We start from the raw sequence: 19,495 nt of genomic DNA on the forward strand, positions 1-19,495 counted from the left end.
TTAGTGGTATTTATTACGATGGCTATTATTGCTCATCTAGGAGTAAGTGCTTTTGCAGATAGCGCGCTACTGCATCATCAGCATTACTGCCTATCACGTCATTATGCGGCAGTGCTTGCATCACTTTTTCGTGTGCGGTTCCCATGACGAGTCCTTTACCTGCCATCGACAACATTTCTACGTCATTCATACCATCACCAAAGGCGAGACAGTTATCTAGAGTTAGGCCGAGCGTTTCTGCGACAGCTTGTAGAGCATGACCTTTAGAGACCTCTCCGTTCATCACTTCTAAACACCACGGTGTCGAAAAGGCAATATTCAGCTTATCACCAAACTGTTTACGGAGTTTGTTTTCTAACACTACTAGACGCTCATGATCTTTACCTTCATGAGTGAAAAATATTTTCGCAATACCATCGGTCGGCGCTTGATCGGGATTAAACAATTTATAGGTGAACTCCTCATGAAAGTCACGTAGCGCTTCATCAGGTCTATTCAACAGCCAATCATCATTCTGATAGATATGAATGAGGAGTTCAGGATCGTGCTTGATCGTGTCGATCACACTCTGTACTAACTCTTGCGGGACGTTCTCACTGTACATGAGTTGATCGTCCTGATCGTGTACGCGTGCACCATTTGAGGTGATCATGTAAGCGGGAATGCCCACTTCGCGGCGGATACTGGCAACGTCTACATGGTGACGACCCGTCGCAAAGACAAAGGTATAGCCCATTTCGTGAAGGGTTCGCAGCGTCATTTTCGAGTACGCGCTGAGCCTGTGATCGGGTGCAAGTAAGGTACCGTCTAGATCGGAGGCAACGATTTTAGTGATCTCTTTGCAAGGTAACGATGTGCTCATGTAGTCCTCGTCAACGTTTAGGATAGGTGGAATGAGTCGGTTGTACTCGAAGTTGTGCAGTTCGATTATTCAATCCACAGCTAATGTAATGAACAATATCCAATGTGCGACCCAGTGTACGTCAAAATAAACAGGAAAAAGAGGGTAAATCGTCAGGTAGATATTTCCCCCTTTAATCTCACTTGTGCGTGTTTTGTTCCTGGTGTTCATTCATAAAACGGAATATTGCATCCAACGCTTGATTACGATATTGGTCCGATTCGAACAAGATCTCATGCTGAGCCCCTTCAATCGTCAGCAGTTCGGTTGCCGGGTTGGTTTTACGTAGTTTATCGATAAAGCGTTTTTGGGCAAGGTTACTGACAATGCGATCATTTTGCGCTTGGATGAGCAATACGGGCACCTTGATTTGGCGAGTCAATAAAAAGCACTGTTTTGCAGCCATCAATCCTTGCCATACCCATCGAGTACTGGGTCCACCGACTTGCAGTTCTGGTTTCTCGGTATAGAGGTTACGAAACCATTGGTATCGATCATGGCTTTGGCTGAGCGGGTTATCTTCAAATGGCTTGGGGAAGTATGGTTGATGTCCCGGCGCGTAACGTGGCAGTGTCGAGATTGCGGACATGATTTGCGTCACTGGTATCGCGATAGGCGAAAGATACCAAGGTAAGTTGATGCCAAACATAGGTGCGCTTAATATCAACCCTGTGAAAGGGTGGTTCGGGCGTGTTTGCAAATATCGCGTGGCGATTGCTCCCCCCATGGAGTGAGCAATAATAAAGTTATGTTTATAATGGCTGAGATCATGCGCCTTAAGTACCTCATCCATATCGTCAACGTAATCGGTAAAGTCATAGACATGACCCATGTCAGAGTCGCTCAAAAGGCGCTCAGACAATCCTTGACCCCGGTGATCAAAAGAATAGACATCGAATCCTTGTCGGTACAGGTCATAAAACAACTCTTGGTATTTCCAAGATGACTCTATACGACCATTGACGACCAGCACCGCTTTTTTGTGGTTCGGATTAGTCAGTTTGCACCAGTAGATTTTCTTTTTTTCTACTCCTTTCACAAAACCTTCTTGGCGACTTTGCCAAAGTGCTGCGATAGGACCATCTATCGCTTGCCCAAATAAAGTCTCTTGGGTATAAGTCAAAGGTGAATGGTGAGAAGCCATTAGTCGATTACCTAAAGATACGTTGCAGACGCGGTGTATCATCGAAGAAATAGTGAGGAAATGCAATGGATACGCATGTTTGGCTGGCCTATGTAGTTACAGCGATCGTTTTTAGTTTGGCTCCTGGGTCTGGTACCGTCAACTCGATCAGTAATGGCTTGAACTACGGGACCCGAAAGTCACTCAGTGCCATTGCTGGTTTGCAAATAGGACTAGCCATACACATCGCGCTGGTTGGGGCTGGCATTGGTGCATTGGTTGCGCAATCAGCGACGGCATTTAGTGTGATTAAGTGGGTGGGTGTCGCTTACTTAGTATGGCTTGGTGTTCAGAAATGGCGTGACACATCAGGTTTGGCAACCGCGAGAACCATCAGGACATGTCGGCGAGCTCGCTATTGTATAAAGCTGTGTTTATTAATCTTACCAACCCCAAATCGATTGTGTTCCTCGTTGCGTTGTTTCCTCAGTTTATCGATCCAGCCAAAGATCAACTGATACAATTATTGGTGTTAGGCGTGACGACGGTTGTGATTGATTCTTGTGTGATGCTTGGCTATACCTCGCTGGCATCAAAGATGGGGCGTTTTATTCGCTCTGATCTCATTATGTCTAAAATAAATAAAATCTTTGGTTCGATGTTCGTCGGTTGTGGTGCTCTGTTGGCTGCCGCAAAAGCGTAATATTCACTCTTAAAGCTTCATTAGCTCGCTTAAGGTTGTTGACGTTAAGCGGGCTAGACTCATCTCTCCGCTTATCACTCTCTCCTGTATGAAACTTTTGTGACGTCGTACGCCGTGACCTTGACGACCTCCTTCTTTTAAATAAATATATGCGCATATCCATATATAGGTATGTTTATTATGCTTCCACATCAGTTTTTCAAACTTTTATCCGATGAGACCCGGGTGCGCTGCTTATTGCTGGTGGCGCGTGAAGGCGAGATCTGCGTCGGCGATTTGGTCTTTGCGCTGCAAGAAAGCCAACCGAAAATTTCTCGTCATCTTGCTCAGTTACGATCCAATGGCATCTTGGTTGATAAGCGTAAAGGACAGTGGGTGTATTACGAACTGTCACAGCAGTTACCCGGATGGATGCGCAAGTTGATTGACAACTTAGTCGCGTCGAACTGTTTGAAGCAAGAATACCAAGAAGATATTTCGCGTCTGCATGATAAGAATCGTGTGGCTTGCTGCTAGTCACGAATAAAAATTCACGATTAAAGATTTTAAAGGTAGGAACTTATGACAATTAAAGTAGGGATTAACGGTTTTGGTCGTATTGGTCGCTTGGCATTACGTGCGGCGTTTGACTGGCCAGAATTGGAATTTGTCCAAATTAATGATGTTGCTGGCGATGCCGCGACGCTAGGTCATTTACTTGAATTTGATTCAGTTCAAGGACGTTGGCACCACGAAGTGCAAGTAGAAGACAATGAATTAATCATCGATGGTAAACGCATCGTGACCACTCAACAACGTGATATCGACGCGGTGAACTGGTCTGGTTGTGATGTGGTGATTGAAGCAACCGGTGTGCATCGTAAAACCTCGTACTTAGATCAGTATCTTGACCAAGGTGTTAAACGTGTGGTGGTAAGCGCCCCCGTAAAAGAAGAAGGCATCGCAAACATTGTCGTTGGTGTAAATGACCACATTTTCGATCCAGAAAAGCACCGTATTGTTACTGCAGCATCTTGTACGACCAACTGCATCGCGCCAGTGGTGAAAGTGATTCATGAGAAATTAGGCATCGAGCAATCATCGTTCACGACGATTCATGATTTGACCAATACACAAACGATTCTGGATGCGCCACACAAAGATCTGCGTCGTGCTCGGGCTTGTGGCATGAGCTTGATTCCTACAACAACCGGCAGTGCAACCGCGATAGTGGAAATCTTCCCGGATCTGAAAGGCAAAATTAATGGCCATGCCGTGCGCGTCCCTTTGGCGAATGCTTCACTGACCGACATCATCTTCGACGTTAAGCGTGACACCACAGCAGAAGAAGTGAATGCGTTGCTTAAAGAAGCGTCCGAAGGTGAACTGAAAGGCATTCTTGGTTTTGAAGTTCGTCCATTGGTTTCGATTGACTATAAAGGTGACCAGCGCTCAACCATTGTTGATGCCCAATCTACGATGGTGGTTGGATCGCGCATGGTGAAAATTTATGCGTGGTATGACAACGAAATGGGTTATGCGACACGTACTGCCGAGCTGGTACGTAACGTTGGTTTAGCGTAAAGAGGTATGCAAATGTCACATCCTACATGGCAATTAGACTTGGACTCGGGTGCATTAGTTTTAACGCCTTGTCCGGGTACGAAAGGTGTTGCACTACAAGCATCACTTGAACAGTTGAAAGCGCAAGGAGTTCAGGCTGTTGTGACGGCTTTGGACGATACTGAGCTGGCGTCGAAACACGTTTCTGAGTTGGGTGAAGTTACTCAACAACTCGGCATGAAATGGTTCCAGATTGAGATTGAAGACGATTGCGCGCCTAACGACGTGTTTGCGGCTAAGTGGCAGCAAGCGAGCCCTGAATTGCACGCGGTTGTTGATCAAGGCGGCAAGGTTGCGATGCACTGCATGGGCGGGTCAGGTAGAACCGGTCTTTTTGCTGCGCACTTGCTGCTCGAGAAAGGGTGGGAACTCGCTGATATCGTCCGTGAAGTTCAGGCTCTGCGCCCGGGCGCGTTCACTAAACCGGTACAAATCGACTATATCGAGCACGTGGCAAATCGCACTTGAACAGCGAATGGCGCTTTTGGAACGCTATGATCCAAAAGCGCCATAGTCTTGCAGTGAGTTTCACTTGTTGAAGATGAATACACATTTATTGGTTTATCTATCCATTTGATATTATGTGCTTTTTACTTTTCTTTTAAGTGGACTACGCAGATGGTTTTTCACCAATATTGTTACGGAAAATGGTTGCGTAACAATATTGGTGTTCAGGTTATACAGCATTTGGAACATCATGATCTAAATGCTCTTATTGCTGTACATTTGAGGTCATCATGATTTCACAATTAAGTAAAAGCATTCGTCAGTACATGTTGGTAACGTTCAATTATTGGAACTTTACCGTAACCGATGGTGCACTACGTATGCTGGTGGTGCTTTACTTCCACGACTTAGGCTATTCGACATTAGCCATTGCCTCTCTATTCCTTTTCTATGAATTTTTTGGGGTGGTGACCAACTTGATTGGCGGTTGGTTAGGAGCGAGATTAGGCCTGAATAAAACCATGAATATTGGATTAGCCATGCAAGTTTTTGCTTTGTTGATGCTTGCGGTGCCGAGTGTATGGTTAACGATTCCTTGGGTCATGGCGGCACAGGCGTTATCCGGGATTGCCAAAGATCTGAACAAGATGAGTGCGAAAAGTGCCATCAAAACCTTAGTGCCGGATGAACAACAAGGAGCACTGTATAAATGGGTCGCGATATTAACGGGTTCAAAGAATGCGTTGAAAGGGGCAGGATTCTTTGTTGGTGGTTTATTGTTGTCTTGGGTGGGCTTCCAAAACTCGATGTTTATTATGGCTGCGGTTCTGACGGTGGTCTTTATCTGTAGCATGATTTGGTTAGAAGCCGATATGGGCAAAGCGAAAAGCAAACCCAAATTTCGCCAAATTTTCTCTAAATCTGAATCGGTGAACATCTTATCTGCAGCACGCATGTTCTTGTTTGGGGCTCGTGATGTTTGGTTTGTCGTTGCGCTTCCTGTTTACCTAGGCAGCGTGTTTGGGTGGGACCATTTGTGGGTCGGTGGCTTCTTAGCGGCATGGGTGATCGCCTATGGTTTTGTGCAAGGTTTTGCCCCGCGTATTACTGGGAAGGCGCAAGGGCGAGTTCCCGATGGTAGCGCCGCACTGATGTGGGCAGCGATCCTTGCCATTATCACTGGCGCTATTGCCTACGGAGTGCAAGTGGGTTGGCAGCCAGAGTTGGTAATCGTCGTGGGGTTGATGATTTTTGGTGCTGTTTTCGCGATTAACTCGTCGCTGCACTCCTACCTAATTGTCAGTTATGCTAAAGGGGATGGTGTATCACTGGATGTCGGCTTCTACTATATGGCGAATGCGATGGGTCGATTGATCGGAACGGTTTTATCTGGGTGGGTATATCAGCAAGCTGGGCTTGCCGCTTGTTTGTGGGTTTCCTTTGCGTTTCTTGCCCTAACGACGCTTATTTCTATTAAGTTACCCAAAGCTAAGGTTGCAACCGCTTAAAAAATTGATTGATAAGAGCTCCTTGGTCGCGGGCTCTTTTTATTTCTCCGCTCTGTTCTGTTTGGCGAAACGTCACGCAGTATTGCTCATAATTGATAGGTCGTGTTTAAAAATCGTGCTTGTAAAGCCAGGTGTGCACTGAAAGCATTGTGTCTTGGTTGCGTTAAAAATAAGCAAAAACAGTTTGTTAAGTCTTTCGCAGAGTGCAAATTCCACTATGCTATAGACAACAAATGACACAAATGGAAAGAAGTATGAGAGAGCGGGTTCTGTTTTTTGACCTATTGCGCTGTGTAGCCGCGGTAGCTGTCATCGCCATACATGTGTTGGCACCTTACCGAAATGAGCTGGGCGTCATTCCGCTTGATCAGTGGCTAACAGCGGTGGGAATAAATAGTGTGACTCGCTGGGCAGTGCCCGTGTTTATCTTAATTACCGGAGCTTTGATGCTCAGTGATAAGCGTCCATTTGATGGTAAATATTACTTGAGACGTCGTTTAGGTAAGGTTCTGATCCCGTTTCTTATATGGTCGTTGTTCTATGCGTATTTATCTGGTTGGACGGCGCAAGGATTCGACTCTGGTAGTGTAAAAGACGTCCTGTCTAGCAGCCTGCACCACGCCACCTATTATCATCTTGGTTTCTTCTATTATTTCATTCCACTTTACCTGGTCATTCCATTATTCCAGTGGTTGGTTAGAAATGTCGACGACAACGTTTTATATGCCTACCTAGCGGTTTGGCTTTTTACCAGCACCTTATTCTTATTCAAAATTGATGGACCATGGAGCAATCAGATGTGGCTCTATATGGGGTATCTGCCGTTAGGATATGTGTTGTTTCAGAAAGTACCACTGAATCGACCTGTCGTGACCTTATTTACGGTACTCGGAGTGATTGCTCTTGTTGTCACATTTACCATGCTGGTATCGAATAGTTTAGAAGCCGGAAAATACAAGGTTGGACACTGGCTGTCGTATAAGACACTCAACGTTATTTTAGCTGCTTCAATGGTGTTTATGCTGGGTCGTTACTTTGGTGAAGGATTAACGCCCAATGTGCAAAAAGTGGTGAGTTTTATTAGTCAACACAGTTTGGGCATCTATCTGCTGCATCCAATTTTCTTGTGGCCAATGAAAGAGTTTGGTTGGTATACCGGGCATCCTGTATGGGTCATTCCACTGTGGATACTGATTAGTGGTGCTGGAGCGTTGATGACAAGCTACCTATTCTCTCGTTCGGCCAAGACGCGTTGGCTATTGCTTGATGGAGTTTAGCGTTTTAAGGCGAAATGAAGAAACTTCTCTCCCTGGTAGGTGAGTGTTCCTTTATCGCCAGGGTTAAGAGCATGATAATAATGAACGCCAACTTGGAATTCTCGTTTAGGCCCATCGAACCGCGTTGAACGTAGATCCAGAATTCTTGATCGTCTTGTCCTGGCTCAGGGTCTGGAATCTCAATGACTTGCTTGTCTAAGATGGTGACTTGTGCTGTTTGCTCGGGAGCCTCTTCACCAACGTAATGTTTGCTGTAAAAACGAAAGAATACCCAAGCACCTAGCGCGATGAGGCGAATAGTGCCAAAATCAGTGTAATGGGCATGGAAACCTCCAGTATGTTGTTACGCCTTATTTTACAGAAGTTCCTGATGAAACCATGCACCGATCTAGATGTTTCATGATTTACTCAAAGGTCGTTGGATTTTATTCGGTGTGGTTCACAGTTTGCATGCTCACATAACTTGGAAATAGCACACAGTTTGAGCGTAAAGTTGGAGTTAAGTACTCGAAAACGCTCTAAGTTTATAGAAGAATAAAATAAATGCTAAAGGGACGGCCGATACGATGTCAGATATTGAAAAAGTAGTTATGCGTACCCGAACAATCGAAAAACTGCTGCGTACTCAATACCACGCAGAAGGGAAAGGGTTGCACCAACTGATTTCGAGTTGTGAAGAGCGTTTACCGCATGATGTTAAATCGAAACTGCGCTATATCGCCACAGTACGCAATAAAGTGGTTCATGAAGAAAATTATAAGTTGGATGATCGCAAAGGTTTCATGGCAGCCTGTGATGACTGCGAAAAAGAGCTAACACCAAGAAGCTCTCGTTTTATTTGGCGCGCGGCAGTTTTTTTAGTCATGCTGATAACGCTCGCTGCACTAGGTGTTTATTACGTACACTGGGAAACGCTATCCCAACACCTAAAGTAGGGTTTATCGAAAATAAAAAAAGGACGCTTTTGCGTCCTTTTTTTATTTTTAATCATGTGCTTAGTACATCATTGGCAGTGTCATTAAACCCACAACCACTGCAATCATTACCAGCCCTTGTTTTTGAGAAGACGAAATCATAACACTACTCCTAAATCTGATGAACTTGATGTAATTAATATAGCACTACTTTTGGGGGTTGATCAAGCTATCACTTTTAAACTTTTCAAAACCAACACTTAAAGAAAGCATTTTTACCAGTTTTTAACTAATTAAACAGTGTTTTTTGGGTTGCTCTTTAATTATTCGTTTAGTGTTGAAATTGTTCTATTTTGTTTTAAGTTGTTGAATTTAATATGTAAGAAACATCTTACTTAATGTTTAATTATTGTTTATTGTTTCAACTCTATGCTTAGTGGCAAGTTTTGCGTGGGTTCGTCAAAAGTTTGTAAAAGTTGCAGTCTGTGTTGCTCGGTATCCTGCTGGGGGATAAAAAACCAACAAAAGAGGTTGGATTAGAGAAGCAGTATTAAGAGCAAGATGAATTACTGGTATTGTGGGCAGTGAAAGCAGTTTTTGTTGAGGTAAATGAATATAATTTGTTTTAATTCAATTGGTTGGGTTTTTGTTTGTGTATTTTGTATAGTAAATTTACATAGAATTACGCACTATTTTCCATTTTTCACTGTTGTTTATTCAAAGTTATCTCAATTATAGCGCTGTATATCTTCATTTTTGATTTTTATGTTGGTTATTTATCCATGCTGATTGGTATGTGGCCAAATTTGCTTAAGATGATAGAGTTATACTGAAATCACCTAGATAGGTTGGGCTTAGTAGCAAAAACATGGTTTGTCGGTGCTGAAATACTCAGGGAGCCTCTAGCTCTATGGTAATTCGGTTAGTGCTATGCTTTGATTCCTACCACTTAACTCATCTAATGGGCGCTGATTGCCACTGCTGTAGGTTCAAAACCTTTCTGCCTAATCAGAACGTCAATACGGATGATTGACCGTATTTACAGAATGCGGACAACACAAAATGATGGGAATCGCTAGCGAGATCCAACTTTCGTAGATTGTATCTTTACATAGATGCTGGTCTACCTAGACTAGCGGCGAGTTTAAGCAAAAGGTACGTGCGGCATGTGGAGTTGGCTGGCAATTGGGCTTTCAGGTATGTATTCGGTATTGGGATCGAAGCAAGATAATCGGACGCAATTTCTCGTGTTCAAAATCTTTACCCTGTTACTTCTTCTGATTCTTGTTGCAACGCAAGACACGTTATCTGCCTACACCTATTGGATTACAGGTGGCTTACTGGTATCGATTCTCGCAGACACATTATCATCGCTTAAAGTGCATAGTATGATTTATTTTAGCGGGTATCTTATCGCTCAGGCTTGTTACAGCACCGCATTTTGGGTGCAGTTAAACATCGAAATAGTGTGGTGGCTGTTAGCGCTACTACTTGCAGCCAGTATTGTTGCGTTTTTTTTTGTTGTTGCCGCTGCTCGATAATTTGGTCTTTCCGGTAGTGATCATGGGCATTATGCTGGTGCAGATGGCGGGTGCGGCTGGTGAGGTCTGGTTGCAAACGGCTAGTTATAGTAAAGCGATAGGGTTTTTAGGCACACTTGTCATGATCTATTCAGCGTTATCGTATGCGGTGTTAAGTTATCGTAAGCCTAAAAGATTTTCTCATTCTTGGGCCAATGGAAGTTATCTTTTAGCGCATGCTTTGATTGTCGCTTCTATCATTTACTAGCTCAAATCAAAGTAACCTTGAGGTGAATACGTATACTTATCGAATTCAAATTGAAGATTGGAGTTGATGATGAGTTCCGTTCATGCCCATAACCTATTGAACCTAGTTAATGAAACCCCAATGGATCGCGCAGAGCTGACTGCGCATTTTGGTGATAATGTGCGTTTCCACACCTGTAAACTGAATGACCTGGATTTAGAGTCTCTAATCATATTTCTACTTAAACGCGACAAAATTCGTGAACAAAATGGTAAGTTTGTCGCGAACATGGAACGTGTTTGTAACCACTGATTTGAAGCAAAATAACAGTCAGTATGTTCGATGACATGAAACCAAAACAGCCGCTCGTTTGAGCGGCTGTTTTTTACATCATGTGCTTACGTCGAATATCGAGTAGAGCAAAGATACCGAAAATTAGAATGGAGTATTTTTCCCAACTGCTCATCTTAATTTTGTCACCAAATGCGCCAATAAAAATCGCCATCTGCAAGCCATGCATGATGAACAGGAAAGCCGCCATGATATAGAGCGCAATGGCCGCATTGCCGGGAAACGGCATAAATATGTTGAGGATTAAGATGAACCAAACAAAGGCGATGGCCGCTTTGGCAAGGATGAGGAGAGTTTTCATTTGAGTATCCTTTTACATATTAGGCTGAGGCGCGTTCGTAGAGACGGTAAGTGACCTGGCCCGCTGTTTTTTCACGGTACAACTGCCAATGCTCCGGAAGCTGCGCAATGTTGAGTTCTTTCTCCGTCTCAATATAAATCATCGCATCGTCAGCAAGCCAGCCGTTTTGTTCCAGCAAGGTCACGGTTTCGTCCAATAACCCTTTGCGAAATGGAGGGTCAATAAAAACGACGTGATGAGGCGTGCCGGGCTGTTTCAAATAACTCAGTGCATCTGTATTGACGACGTCGATATTGGTCGCGTTTAACGACGTGACGTTTTTCTGTAATTGCTGAAACGCTTGAGGGTTAAGCTCCACCATGGTGACCCGCTCTGCTTGACGGGAAGCGGATTCAAAGCCCAATCCGCCTGAGCCAGCAAATAAATCTAGGCATTTTGCTTGCGGTATCTCTTGCGCAAGCCAGTTAAATAGGGTTTCTTTAACGCGATCTGTGGTAGGACGTAAGCCCTCTGCGTCATGGACAGGGAGTTTTCGACCTCTCCATAAGCCACTAATAATGCGAACAAAGCCCAATGTCGGCTTTTTTTGTGATGAGTTTTGCTGGCGACGTCTTACCATAGATTTTTTGACCGCTAATAAAGTGATACTATATCCAGTTGTCCAAGCATTGAGTGATCAATGAGCTTGGCATTTGGATACAACCCATAAATTCAAGATGACAGAGTGTAACACTATTGAGGTTAGAATCATCTAATTGGAAAGTTTTCACAACTTTGTCATTCACCTTTTTTAGACAGATAATAATCCTGTTAAAAAAGAGTCATTAATAGATATAAAGACAATCTAGGATAGCCCCAGATGACGGATAAAAAGAAGCGCGGATTACTTTCGTGGCTAGGTTTTGGTGACGAAGAGCAAAGCCCAAGACCAACCGATGAGGAAACAGCACAACAAGCGAAGCAAGCCGATACGGAAGAGCTGCCGCCAAGCGAAGACGCTGTTGAACAAAAAGAGCATAAGGCTCTTGAGCAAGAGCCTGAAAAAGTCGAGGCTGTCCTAGCAGAAGCAGAAGCAGAAGCAGAAGCAGAAGCAGAAGCAGAAGCAGAAGCAGAAGCAGAAGCAGAAGCAGAAGCAGAAGCAGAAGCAGAAGCAGAAGCAGAAGCAGAAGCAGAAGAATTGGAACAGCCTGTTGCCCCTCGTGTTCAAGAACAAGAAAAGCCAACCGAAAGCTTCTTTGCGCGTCTTAAGCGCAGTTTAAGTCGTACTAAAGCCAATATTGGCGCGGGCTTCTTCGGCCTATTCAGCGGTAAAAAAATTGATGATGACCTGTTTGAAGAGCTCGAAGAGCAATTACTGATTGCCGATGTTGGTATGGAGACCACGACCAAAATCATCACCAACTTAACTGAGAAGGCTTCTCGCGGCGATCTAAAAGACGGTGAAGCATTGTATGGACTGTTAAAAGAAGAGATGGCTGAAATTCTCGTTCAGGTTGAGCAGCCATTGGAAATCGATACCAGCAAAACACCCTATGTCATTTTAATGGTCGGGGTGAATGGCGTTGGCAAAACCACCACCATTGGTAAGTTGGCAAAACAGTTCCAAAACCAAGGTAAGAAAGTCATGCTGGCAGCGGGTGATACATTCCGCGCAGCTGCAGTTGAGCAATTGCAGGTCTGGGGTGATCGCAATAATGTCCCAGTGATTGCACAACACACTGGCGCAGACAGCGCTTCGGTCATTTATGATGCGATTGAAGCGGCAAAAGCGCGCGGTGTCGATGTCGTTATCGCAGATACTGCTGGTCGTTTACAAAATAAAGCCAACCTAATGGAAGAGTTGCGTAAGATCGTCCGCGTGATGAGAAAAATAGATGACTCTGCTCCGCACGAGATCATGTTAACTCTGGACGCAGGAACTGGACAAAATGCCATTAGCCAAGCGAAACTTTTCAGTGACGTTGCGCCGATTACGGGAATAACATTGACCAAGCTAGACGGCACGGCAAAAGGCGGTGTGATATTCGCGATTGCTGACCAATTTGGTATCCCAATTCGTTACATTGGTGTGGGTGAAGGCATTGAAGACTTGCGTCCATTTGAAACTCAAGAGTTCATTGACGCTCTATTTAGTCGTGAAGAGTAATTTAAATTAGAGGAAATCTAGGGTGATCAAATTTCAGCAAGTCAGTAAAGCTTACCGAGGTGGTCGACAAGCTCTGCAAAAAGTCGACTTTCATCTCAGGCGCGGAGAAATGGCATTTTTAGGCGGACATTCCGGGGCTGGTAAAAGTACCTTGTTGAAGTTGATCTGTGCGATAGAGCGCCCAACAGATGGAAAAATCCATTTCAATGGTCATGACATCACGCGGATCCCAAATAAAGATATTCCATTTTTGCGTCGCAATATTGGCATTGTGTTTCAAGATCACCGCCTGCTAATGGACCGCAGTGTATACGACAATGTTGCGTTGCCGATGCGTATCGAATCGATTTCTGAAAATGAAATTAAACGTCGAGTGTCTGCTGCACTGGATAAAACTGGTTTGCTTGATAAAGCGCGTTGTTTGCCAAGTCAGTTGTCAGGTGGTGAGCAACAGCGAGTTGGAATCGCTCGGGCAGTCGTGAACCGACCTACGTTATTAGTCGCAGATGAGCCGACTGGTAATCTGGATCCAGATTTATCGAGTCGAGTATTGCGATTGTTTGAAGAGTTTAATCGAGCTGGAGTAAGTATTCTCCTTGCGACGCATGATCTCGGGTTAGTCAACACTCGCCCACAGTATCGTCATTTTGAATTGAATCAAGGCTTTCTTAGTGAGGTAGAAGACTATGGCAGGGCATAAACCCTCCCCAAAAAAAGGGAAAGGCCGTAGTGCCAAGCGTGCAAATACCGATGGTTTTTTTTCGATCCATTGGAAACAAGCGAAAGGCTCCTTTTCCGCACTGTGGCATCGCCCTCTGGGCAACATTCTGACTTTAGCTGTTGTCTCTATGGCGCTTGCCATGCCTGCTTGCTTGTACTTGTTAGGGAAAAATGTCGCAAATGCAGCCGAAGATGTCGCCTCACCGTCACAAGTGAGCGCGTATTTAGTCGAAGGTATGCCAGATGCACGTGTTATGGTGCTTAAAGATGAAATTGAGACTTGGCCACTAGTCAAAGACGTCGAATATATTTCACCGCAACAAGGAATTTCTGATTTAAGCCAATATGCAGGCTTCGATCAGGCGCTGAGTCTGTTGACTGGTTACGCATTGCCTGGAGTATTGGTGGTTATTCCGGATACTGAATTAAAAAGTGATGTGCAAAGTTTGGCTGCAGACCTGCGACGCCAGCAAGACGTCACGGATGTCAGGTTGGATGAAGACTGGTTAGCTCGTCTTGATGCGATTAAGACGCTGGCTGGTATTATTGTGATTACACTCACTGTGCTGATGCTAGGTGCAGTATTTTTAATTGTGGGCAATACGCTGCGTTTTAACGTATTAGCCAATAAAGAAGAAATTCAAACCATGAAGTTGATTGGTGCAACCGATGGCTTCATATTACGTCCATACTTATATACTGGCATGTGGTTCGGTGTTCTTGGTGCGACGATAGCTTGGTTATTAACAGCACTCGTTACCATTGTTATGAACAGTGCTGTAGAAGATTTGGCGGCACTTTATGACAGTCAGTTTCGCCTAATTGGGTTGAACTGGGACGAATCTCTGCTACTGATCATAACGGGTAGTTTATTGGGCTGTATCGCGGCACGTATTTCTGCACAGCGCCATTTAAAAGAAATTGAACCAGTTTAAGTGATTGTGGTCTTACTTTAGGGCCTATAGCCCATAGCATAGGACTTTATTCGTATAAGCTAATGCTTACCCCTTGTATAGACGCATTGTTTATGGATAATTATTAGCCCTTCTTGAAACTTGTTCATTTTAGGTTCAAGATACCGAAGCTAAATTGCAATGTAATACTCCAGATCAGAGATTGATGAGGAATTGAATGACAAAAGAAGCGTATCCGATGGCTCTCGTCACGCAAGATAGTCTTGATAGCTATATTCGTTCTGTTAACAGCTACCCAATGCTGACTGTAGACGAAGAGCGTGATTTGGCTGAACGATTACACTACAAAGGTGAAATTGAGGCAGCAAAAGGGTTGATCTTGTCGCACCTAAGGTTCGTTGTTCATGTTGCACGTGGCTACTCAGGTTACGGACTGCCAATGGCAGATCTTGTACAAGAGGGCAATATAGGTCTGATGAAAGCTGTTAAGCGTTTTAATCCTGAAGTCGGGGTGCGTTTGGTGTCTTTCGCGGTTCACTGGATCAAAGCAGAGATTCACGAATACGTATTGCGTAACTGGCGTATTGTGAAAATTGCAACGACCAAAGCACAACGTAAATTGTTCTTTAACCTACGTAAGTCTAAAAAACGTTTGGGTTGGTTCAATAACGGGGAAGTAGAGACGGTTGCTCGTGAGCTTGGCGTTGAACCTTCGGAGGTTCGTGAGATGGAATCACGCCTTGCGGCTATCGACTCGACATTCGATATGCCAACCGATGACGACGACAACGCAAACAATTACACGGCACCAATGCTGTATTTGGAAGACAAGTCGTCTGACGTGGCTGAAAATGTTGAAGCAGCAAACTGGGAGACACATACCAACAACCGTTTGGGTCTCGCACTAGCAAGTTTAGATGACCGTAGTCAACGTATCGTTCGCTCTCGCTGGTTGGATGATGAGAAAGCAACGTTACAAGATTTGGCGGATGAGTTTGGTGTGTCTGCAGAGCGTATTCGTCAGCTAGAGAAGAACGCGATGAAGAAGCTTAAACTTGCGGTTGGTGAGTTTTAACGCTTCGCTCTTATTTTAAGAAAGTTTTTCATAGAAAGCCGAGATCATGTGATCTCGGCTTTTTTATTTGGATCGAAACCTAAATAGAATTGCGATCTGAATTTTATATGCTACCTGTGTATAAGTCTGTGTGTTAATTATTTATCAGCTGTTCGAAAGCGTGTCTTAATAAGGCTTTTAGGCAGATTCTTCTATGGGGATAGTTATAAATATACACACAACTAGATCAGGATCATTACTACATGTTGTGGATCAAAAGACCTAAAAATACTTTATCACCGCAATTCACAGTTTTATCCACAGTTGATGGCAAAACGTACGCCATTTAAAACCCTGATAATCCTTGTGTCTAAGTTTGGCGTTGGATAGGTTACAATGACATCAACATGCACAAGTGACTTCGACGAATGAAAAAATGAGTCATTGCTTCTGCGCTTGAGGAGGTCATTTGTGTGTATTCATAACAACAAAATGAGAAAGTAAATGGACCAGTTTCAGCATATTGATGTACAAGGTGCGCAAGCACTGCTTGAAAACGGTGAGGCAACGCTTGTCGATATCCGTGATCCCCAATCGTTTGCCGTTGCGCATGCCGATTCCGCATTTCACCTAACGAATGATTCTATCGTCTCTTTTATGGAAGATGTGGAATTTGAACAAGCGATCCTAGTGATGTGCTATCACGGCATTAGCAGTCAAGGAGCGGCCCAATATTTAGTTAACCAAGGCTTTGAACGGGTGTACAGTGTGGACGGTGGCTTTGAAGCCTGGCAACGAGCAGAACTACCGATAGTGAGAAGTTAATGAAGAAATTGGTAACGTTAAATAATCCACGAATGGCGCAAGCTTTATTGATTATATGGCCTCTCGTCAGATAGAGATCCAACTGATGCCAGAAGGTCAGGGGCAGTTTGCACTATGGTTGACGGATAGTCAGCATGAAGTTGAAGCGGAAGCTGAGCTGAAGCTTTTCTTGGCAAATCCTGCGGACTCAAAATACAGTGCTGCCTCGTGGAGCGTTGCCGATACTCGTACAAGTCGATTCCATTATGCTAGCCCAAGTATAATGAGTATGGTCAAAGCTAAAGCTGGTCCTGTAACGTTACTGATCATGACGATAAGCATCGCTATTTACTTGCTACTGATGTTTGGCTTTGGCCGCGGTGTTTTTGAATTACTGCACTTTCCTGCATTTGAAGGCCAACAGTGGCAATTATGGCGCTGGGTGAGTCATGCCGTTCTTCATTTCTCGATAACTCATATCATATTTAATTTATTGTGGTGGTGGCAGTTCGGTGGTGACATCGAGCGTCGTCTTGGCGCTAAGAAGTTACTGCAGCTGTTTGTTGTCTCTGCAGCTCTGTCTGGAGCCGGGCAGTTTCACGTTGAAGGGGCAAACTTTGGTGGGTTGTCAGGTGTCGTTTATGCGTTACTTGGCTACTTGTGGATACTTGGTTATCGCCTGCCACATTTAGGGCTAACGGTGCCAAAATCGATTGTCGTATTTATGTTGGTTTGGTTAGTACTTGGTTTTGTCCAGCCTTTTATGGCGATCGCCAATACGGCGCATTTAGTTGGATTGCTTACAGGTATGGCGATTGCGCTGTTTGACTCTGGAAAACAGAAATATCAGCAGAAAGCGTAGCCACTAAACGAACGCCCCGATGATCGGTGTCCAATAATTGGGGCGTAAATAGACAGATGGTTTTGTATCTGGCGTGATTTGTGGCCATTACTGATAGAGGTATTTAGTAAACAACAGATCTGAAATGATGGTTTTACCAGTTTCTGGTAGTAGAGCATCGTTGAGTTGTTTTACTAGGCTTTTACGTAACTCTTCTCGACCAGAGAGTGATTTAATTGTCTCTTCTGTTTGTTTTCCCAACATTTCGACCACGGCATCTCGAATTAAGGGTTGATGGTGCTCAACAATGGTCAAGTCTTGCTGGCTCATTACCATGATATCGATGCGCACTTGTACATAACCGAGCTTTTTACCTTTAGTATAAAAGTTAGTCGTTAAGTCCGGTTCAAGCGTGAAGTACGCCAGCTTTGGTTCCGTTTGTTGTTCCTCTGCCGCCCAAGTCGATGCTGATGCCAACAAGGTAAGTGCAAAGAATACTGGGGTTACATAACGTTTATACATATTTCTGGCTTTTCTTTCTCTGGATCGCGATATTCGAATCGCTTCAGTCTTGATACAATAGAGCGACTAAAACACATAACGGTACTTACGCTTTCAACAAGACGATAAGTTGTCGCTTTATTGTACGTGTAAAGCTTCCAATTGAATACTAGTATGAATCAGCCAACATCACGCTATTTCGCTTCTTTGTTAGAAGTTAAATGGTTTAAGCCCGAACAATTTGAATTTCCGAGCGAATCAGCCAAGCATTGGCTAGAGGAACAAGGATCTTTGTCGCGCCGTTTACAACAGCACTGCCAAGAGCTCACTGTAGAGCTATTACAAAACCAGATTGTTACTGCCAGGACACTTAAACAAGATGAAAGTCAGCTATTGTCTGAACAGGATTGCTTGTTAAGAGAGGTCATATTACGTGGTGACAGTGAGGAGTGGGTGATCGGACGCACGCTGATCCCATGCACGACTTTGGTGGATCAGCCCTATGACTTAGCTCAGCAAGGTGACATTCCTTTGGGATTAACGGTATTCAGTGCGAATAATGTAGAACGAGACTCACTTGAAGTCGGCTGGGTGGTGTTACCACAAGGTCGATTGTTAGCAAGGCGGTCAAGATTATGGATGAATCATAAACCGATGTTAGTCGCAGAGTTATTTTTATCTAATGCTCCTATTTACGTGAAGGAGACGGTGTAAATGTCTGCTGATAAAGTGAAAGCCTATTGGCAACTAATGAGAATGGATCGCCCGATAGGCTCATTACTACTGATGTGGCCAACCATTTGGGCTCTGGTTATTTCGGCTCAGGGTATGCCGAATTGGAATGTCCTAGTTGTGTTTGTTTTAGGGGTTTTTTTAATGCGTAGCGCGGGTTGTGTGATCAATGACTTTGCCGATCGCAAGGTCGACGGACATGTAAAGCGCACCAAACAGCGCCCTCTGCCATCTGGTAAAGTCACGGCGAAAGAGGCGATAGGACTGTTTGTTGTTTTGGCCATGAGCTCATTTTTATTAGTGCTCACCATGAATCCGCTTACCGTACAGCTGTCATTTGCTGGTATTGTTCTGGCCTTTATCTACCCTTTTATGAAGCGCTATACCCATATTCCTCAGTTGTTTTTAGGTCTTGCTTTTAGTTGGGCTATTCCGATGGCGTGGGCGGCGCAGACCGGGGAGTTGCCTCTCATTGTATGGTTTGTATTTTTAATCAACGCGTTATGGACAGTCGCTTACGATACTCAGTATGCATGGTGGATCGCGATGATGACTTAAAAATAGGCATTAAGTCGACGGCCATTCTATTTGGTCGCCACGACAAGCTTATTATTGGCATTTTGCAACTGGTGACCCTAGCGATGCTGGTTGGTTTGGGGCAGTTTTATCAGTTAGGGCAGAGTTACTACTGGATGATTCTTCTTGCGGCATCTTTGTTTGTGTATCAACAACACTTGATTCGTCATCGAGAGCGCGACCTATGTTTTAAAGCTTTCCTCAATAATAACTATGTGGGAATGATCATTGCTGTCGGTCTATTAATCGCATTTTGGTAACTGCGTTATAAGAGTAAAAATAAAAAGGCATCCATATGAGGATGCCTTTTCTG

18 protein-coding genes and 5 pseudogenes are annotated in these 19,495 nt (G+C 44.2%); 17 read left to right on the forward strand and 6 right to left on the reverse strand.

Features of this window, described 5'->3' with window-relative positions:
- Positions 1–25 precede the first annotated feature (25 nt).
- Positions 26–862, reverse strand: a complete 837-nt coding sequence (locus tag SU60_RS09210; RefSeq protein ID WP_041155271.1) for a Cof-type HAD-IIB family hydrolase — start codon at positions 860–862, stop codon at positions 26–28.
- 178 nt (positions 863–1,040) lie between these two features.
- Positions 1,041–2,045, reverse strand: a complete 1,005-nt coding sequence (locus tag SU60_RS09215; RefSeq protein ID WP_041155272.1) for an alpha/beta fold hydrolase — start codon at positions 2,043–2,045, stop codon at positions 1,041–1,043.
- Positions 2,046–2,110: 65 nt separating this feature from the next.
- Between SU60_RS09215 and rhtB the strand changes: the two are divergent.
- The 6 genes and pseudogenes from rhtB (at position 2,111) to SU60_RS09245 (ending at position 7,561) form a co-directional block, all read left to right on the forward strand.
- A pseudogene (gene rhtB / locus SU60_RS09220) lies at positions 2,111–2,727 on the forward strand (homoserine/homoserine lactone efflux protein).
- A 180-nt stretch (positions 2,728–2,907) separates the two neighbouring features.
- A complete protein-coding gene (locus SU60_RS09225) occupies positions 2,908–3,243 on the forward strand; it encodes a metalloregulator ArsR/SmtB family transcription factor (protein WP_041155273.1) in 336 nt (111 codons plus the stop codon).
- A gap of 45 nt (positions 3,244–3,288) precedes the next feature.
- Positions 3,289–4,290 (forward strand): ArsJ-associated glyceraldehyde-3-phosphate dehydrogenase, encoded by a 1,002-nt coding sequence (locus tag SU60_RS09230; RefSeq protein ID WP_041155274.1) that lies wholly within the window; start codon positions 3,289–3,291, stop codon positions 4,288–4,290.
- A gap of 12 nt (positions 4,291–4,302) precedes the next feature.
- Positions 4,303–4,797 carry a cyclin-dependent kinase inhibitor 3 family protein gene (locus SU60_RS09235; protein ID WP_041155275.1) on the forward strand — a complete coding sequence of 165 codons (495 nt, stop codon included), beginning with the start codon at positions 4,303–4,305 and terminating at the stop codon, positions 4,795–4,797.
- 269 nt (positions 4,798–5,066) lie between these two features.
- Positions 5,067–6,284, forward strand: coding sequence for an organoarsenical effux MFS transporter ArsJ (arsJ, locus tag SU60_RS09240; protein WP_041155276.1), 1,218 nt, complete (start codon positions 5,067–5,069; stop codon positions 6,282–6,284).
- A 254-nt stretch (positions 6,285–6,538) separates the two neighbouring features.
- Positions 6,539–7,561 (forward strand): acyltransferase, encoded by a 1,023-nt coding sequence (locus SU60_RS09245; protein ID WP_041155277.1) that lies wholly within the window; start codon positions 6,539–6,541, stop codon positions 7,559–7,561.
- Here the strand turns inward: SU60_RS09245 and SU60_RS21330 are convergent.
- Positions 7,558–7,885, reverse strand: a pseudogene (locus tag SU60_RS21330) (DUF2500 domain-containing protein). The gene SU60_RS09245 and the pseudogene SU60_RS21330 sit on opposite strands and share 4 nt — an antisense overlap.
- A gap of 242 nt (positions 7,886–8,127) precedes the next feature.
- Between SU60_RS21330 and SU60_RS09250 the strand changes: the two are divergent.
- The 3 genes and pseudogenes from SU60_RS09250 to SU60_RS09260 all read left to right on the forward strand — a co-directional run bounded on the left by SU60_RS09250 (position 8,128) and on the right by SU60_RS09260 (position 10,554).
- The gene (locus SU60_RS09250) at positions 8,128–8,496 is read left to right on the forward strand and encodes a DUF4145 domain-containing protein (RefSeq protein WP_041155278.1); all 369 of its coding nucleotides are present in this window, start codon (positions 8,128–8,130) and stop codon (positions 8,494–8,496) included.
- 1,145 nt (positions 8,497–9,641) lie between these two features.
- A pseudogene (locus tag SU60_RS09255) lies at positions 9,642–10,263 on the forward strand (lysoplasmalogenase).
- 69 nt (positions 10,264–10,332) lie between these two features.
- A complete protein-coding gene (locus SU60_RS09260; protein ID WP_041155279.1) occupies positions 10,333–10,554 on the forward strand; it encodes a YecH family metal-binding protein in 222 nt (73 codons plus the stop codon).
- A gap of 73 nt (positions 10,555–10,627) precedes the next feature.
- Here the strand turns inward: SU60_RS09260 and SU60_RS09265 are convergent, their stop codons facing one another.
- Both SU60_RS09265 and rsmD read right to left on the reverse strand, forming a co-directional pair.
- On the reverse strand, positions 10,628–10,894 hold the full coding sequence (locus tag SU60_RS09265) for a DUF1145 domain-containing protein (RefSeq protein WP_041155280.1): 267 nt from the start codon (positions 10,892–10,894) through the stop codon (positions 10,628–10,630).
- A gap of 19 nt (positions 10,895–10,913) precedes the next feature.
- Positions 10,914–11,513 (reverse strand): 16S rRNA (guanine(966)-N(2))-methyltransferase RsmD, encoded by a 600-nt coding sequence (gene rsmD / locus SU60_RS09270; protein WP_041155281.1) that lies wholly within the window; start codon positions 11,511–11,513, stop codon positions 10,914–10,916.
- 240 nt (positions 11,514–11,753) lie between these two features.
- Between rsmD and ftsY the strand changes: the two genes are divergently transcribed.
- The 6 genes and pseudogenes from ftsY to glpG all read left to right on the forward strand — a co-directional run bounded on the left by ftsY (position 11,754) and on the right by glpG (position 17,394).
- Positions 11,754–13,040: a signal recognition particle-docking protein FtsY gene (gene ftsY / locus SU60_RS09275; RefSeq protein WP_041155282.1), complete on the forward strand. Its 1,287-nt coding sequence runs from the start codon at positions 11,754–11,756 to the stop codon at positions 13,038–13,040.
- A 22-nt stretch (positions 13,041–13,062) separates the two neighbouring features.
- On the forward strand, positions 13,063–13,740 hold the full coding sequence (gene ftsE, locus SU60_RS09280) for a cell division ATP-binding protein FtsE (RefSeq protein ID WP_041155283.1): 678 nt from the start codon (positions 13,063–13,065) through the stop codon (positions 13,738–13,740).
- Positions 13,727–14,695 (forward strand): permease-like cell division protein FtsX, encoded by a 969-nt coding sequence (gene ftsX / locus SU60_RS09285; protein WP_041155284.1) that lies wholly within the window; start codon positions 13,727–13,729, stop codon positions 14,693–14,695. The genes ftsE and ftsX overlap by 14 nt, the downstream gene beginning before the upstream one ends.
- Positions 14,696–14,891: 196 nt before the next feature.
- Positions 14,892–15,749, forward strand: a complete 858-nt coding sequence (gene rpoH / locus SU60_RS09290) for an RNA polymerase sigma factor RpoH (RefSeq protein WP_041155285.1) — start codon at positions 14,892–14,894, stop codon at positions 15,747–15,749.
- Positions 15,750–16,232: 483 nt separating this feature from the next.
- Positions 16,233–16,553, forward strand: a complete 321-nt coding sequence (glpE, locus tag SU60_RS09295) for a thiosulfate sulfurtransferase GlpE (protein ID WP_041155286.1) — start codon at positions 16,233–16,235, stop codon at positions 16,551–16,553.
- Positions 16,553–17,394 (forward strand): annotated as a pseudogene (gene glpG, locus SU60_RS09300) (rhomboid family intramembrane serine protease GlpG). The gene glpE and the pseudogene glpG overlap by 1 nt, the downstream one beginning before the upstream one ends.
- A gap of 87 nt (positions 17,395–17,481) precedes the next feature.
- Here the strand turns inward: glpG and SU60_RS09305 are convergent.
- Positions 17,482–17,895 (reverse strand): flagellar basal body-associated protein FliL, encoded by a 414-nt coding sequence (locus SU60_RS09305; protein WP_041155287.1) that lies wholly within the window; start codon positions 17,893–17,895, stop codon positions 17,482–17,484.
- Between the two features lie 153 nt (positions 17,896–18,048).
- On the opposite strand from SU60_RS09305, the gene SU60_RS09310 reads away from it, so the two are divergent.
- Positions 18,049–18,588: a chorismate lyase gene (locus SU60_RS09310; protein ID WP_084735735.1), complete on the forward strand. Its 540-nt coding sequence runs from the start codon at positions 18,049–18,051 to the stop codon at positions 18,586–18,588.
- Positions 18,589–19,442, forward strand: a pseudogene (gene ubiA, locus SU60_RS09315) (4-hydroxybenzoate octaprenyltransferase).
- Positions 19,443–19,495 lie beyond the last annotated feature (53 nt).

The organism is Vibrio mytili (assembly GCF_000830505.1).
GTDB lineage: Bacteria > Pseudomonadota > Gammaproteobacteria > Enterobacterales > Vibrionaceae > Vibrio > Vibrio mytili.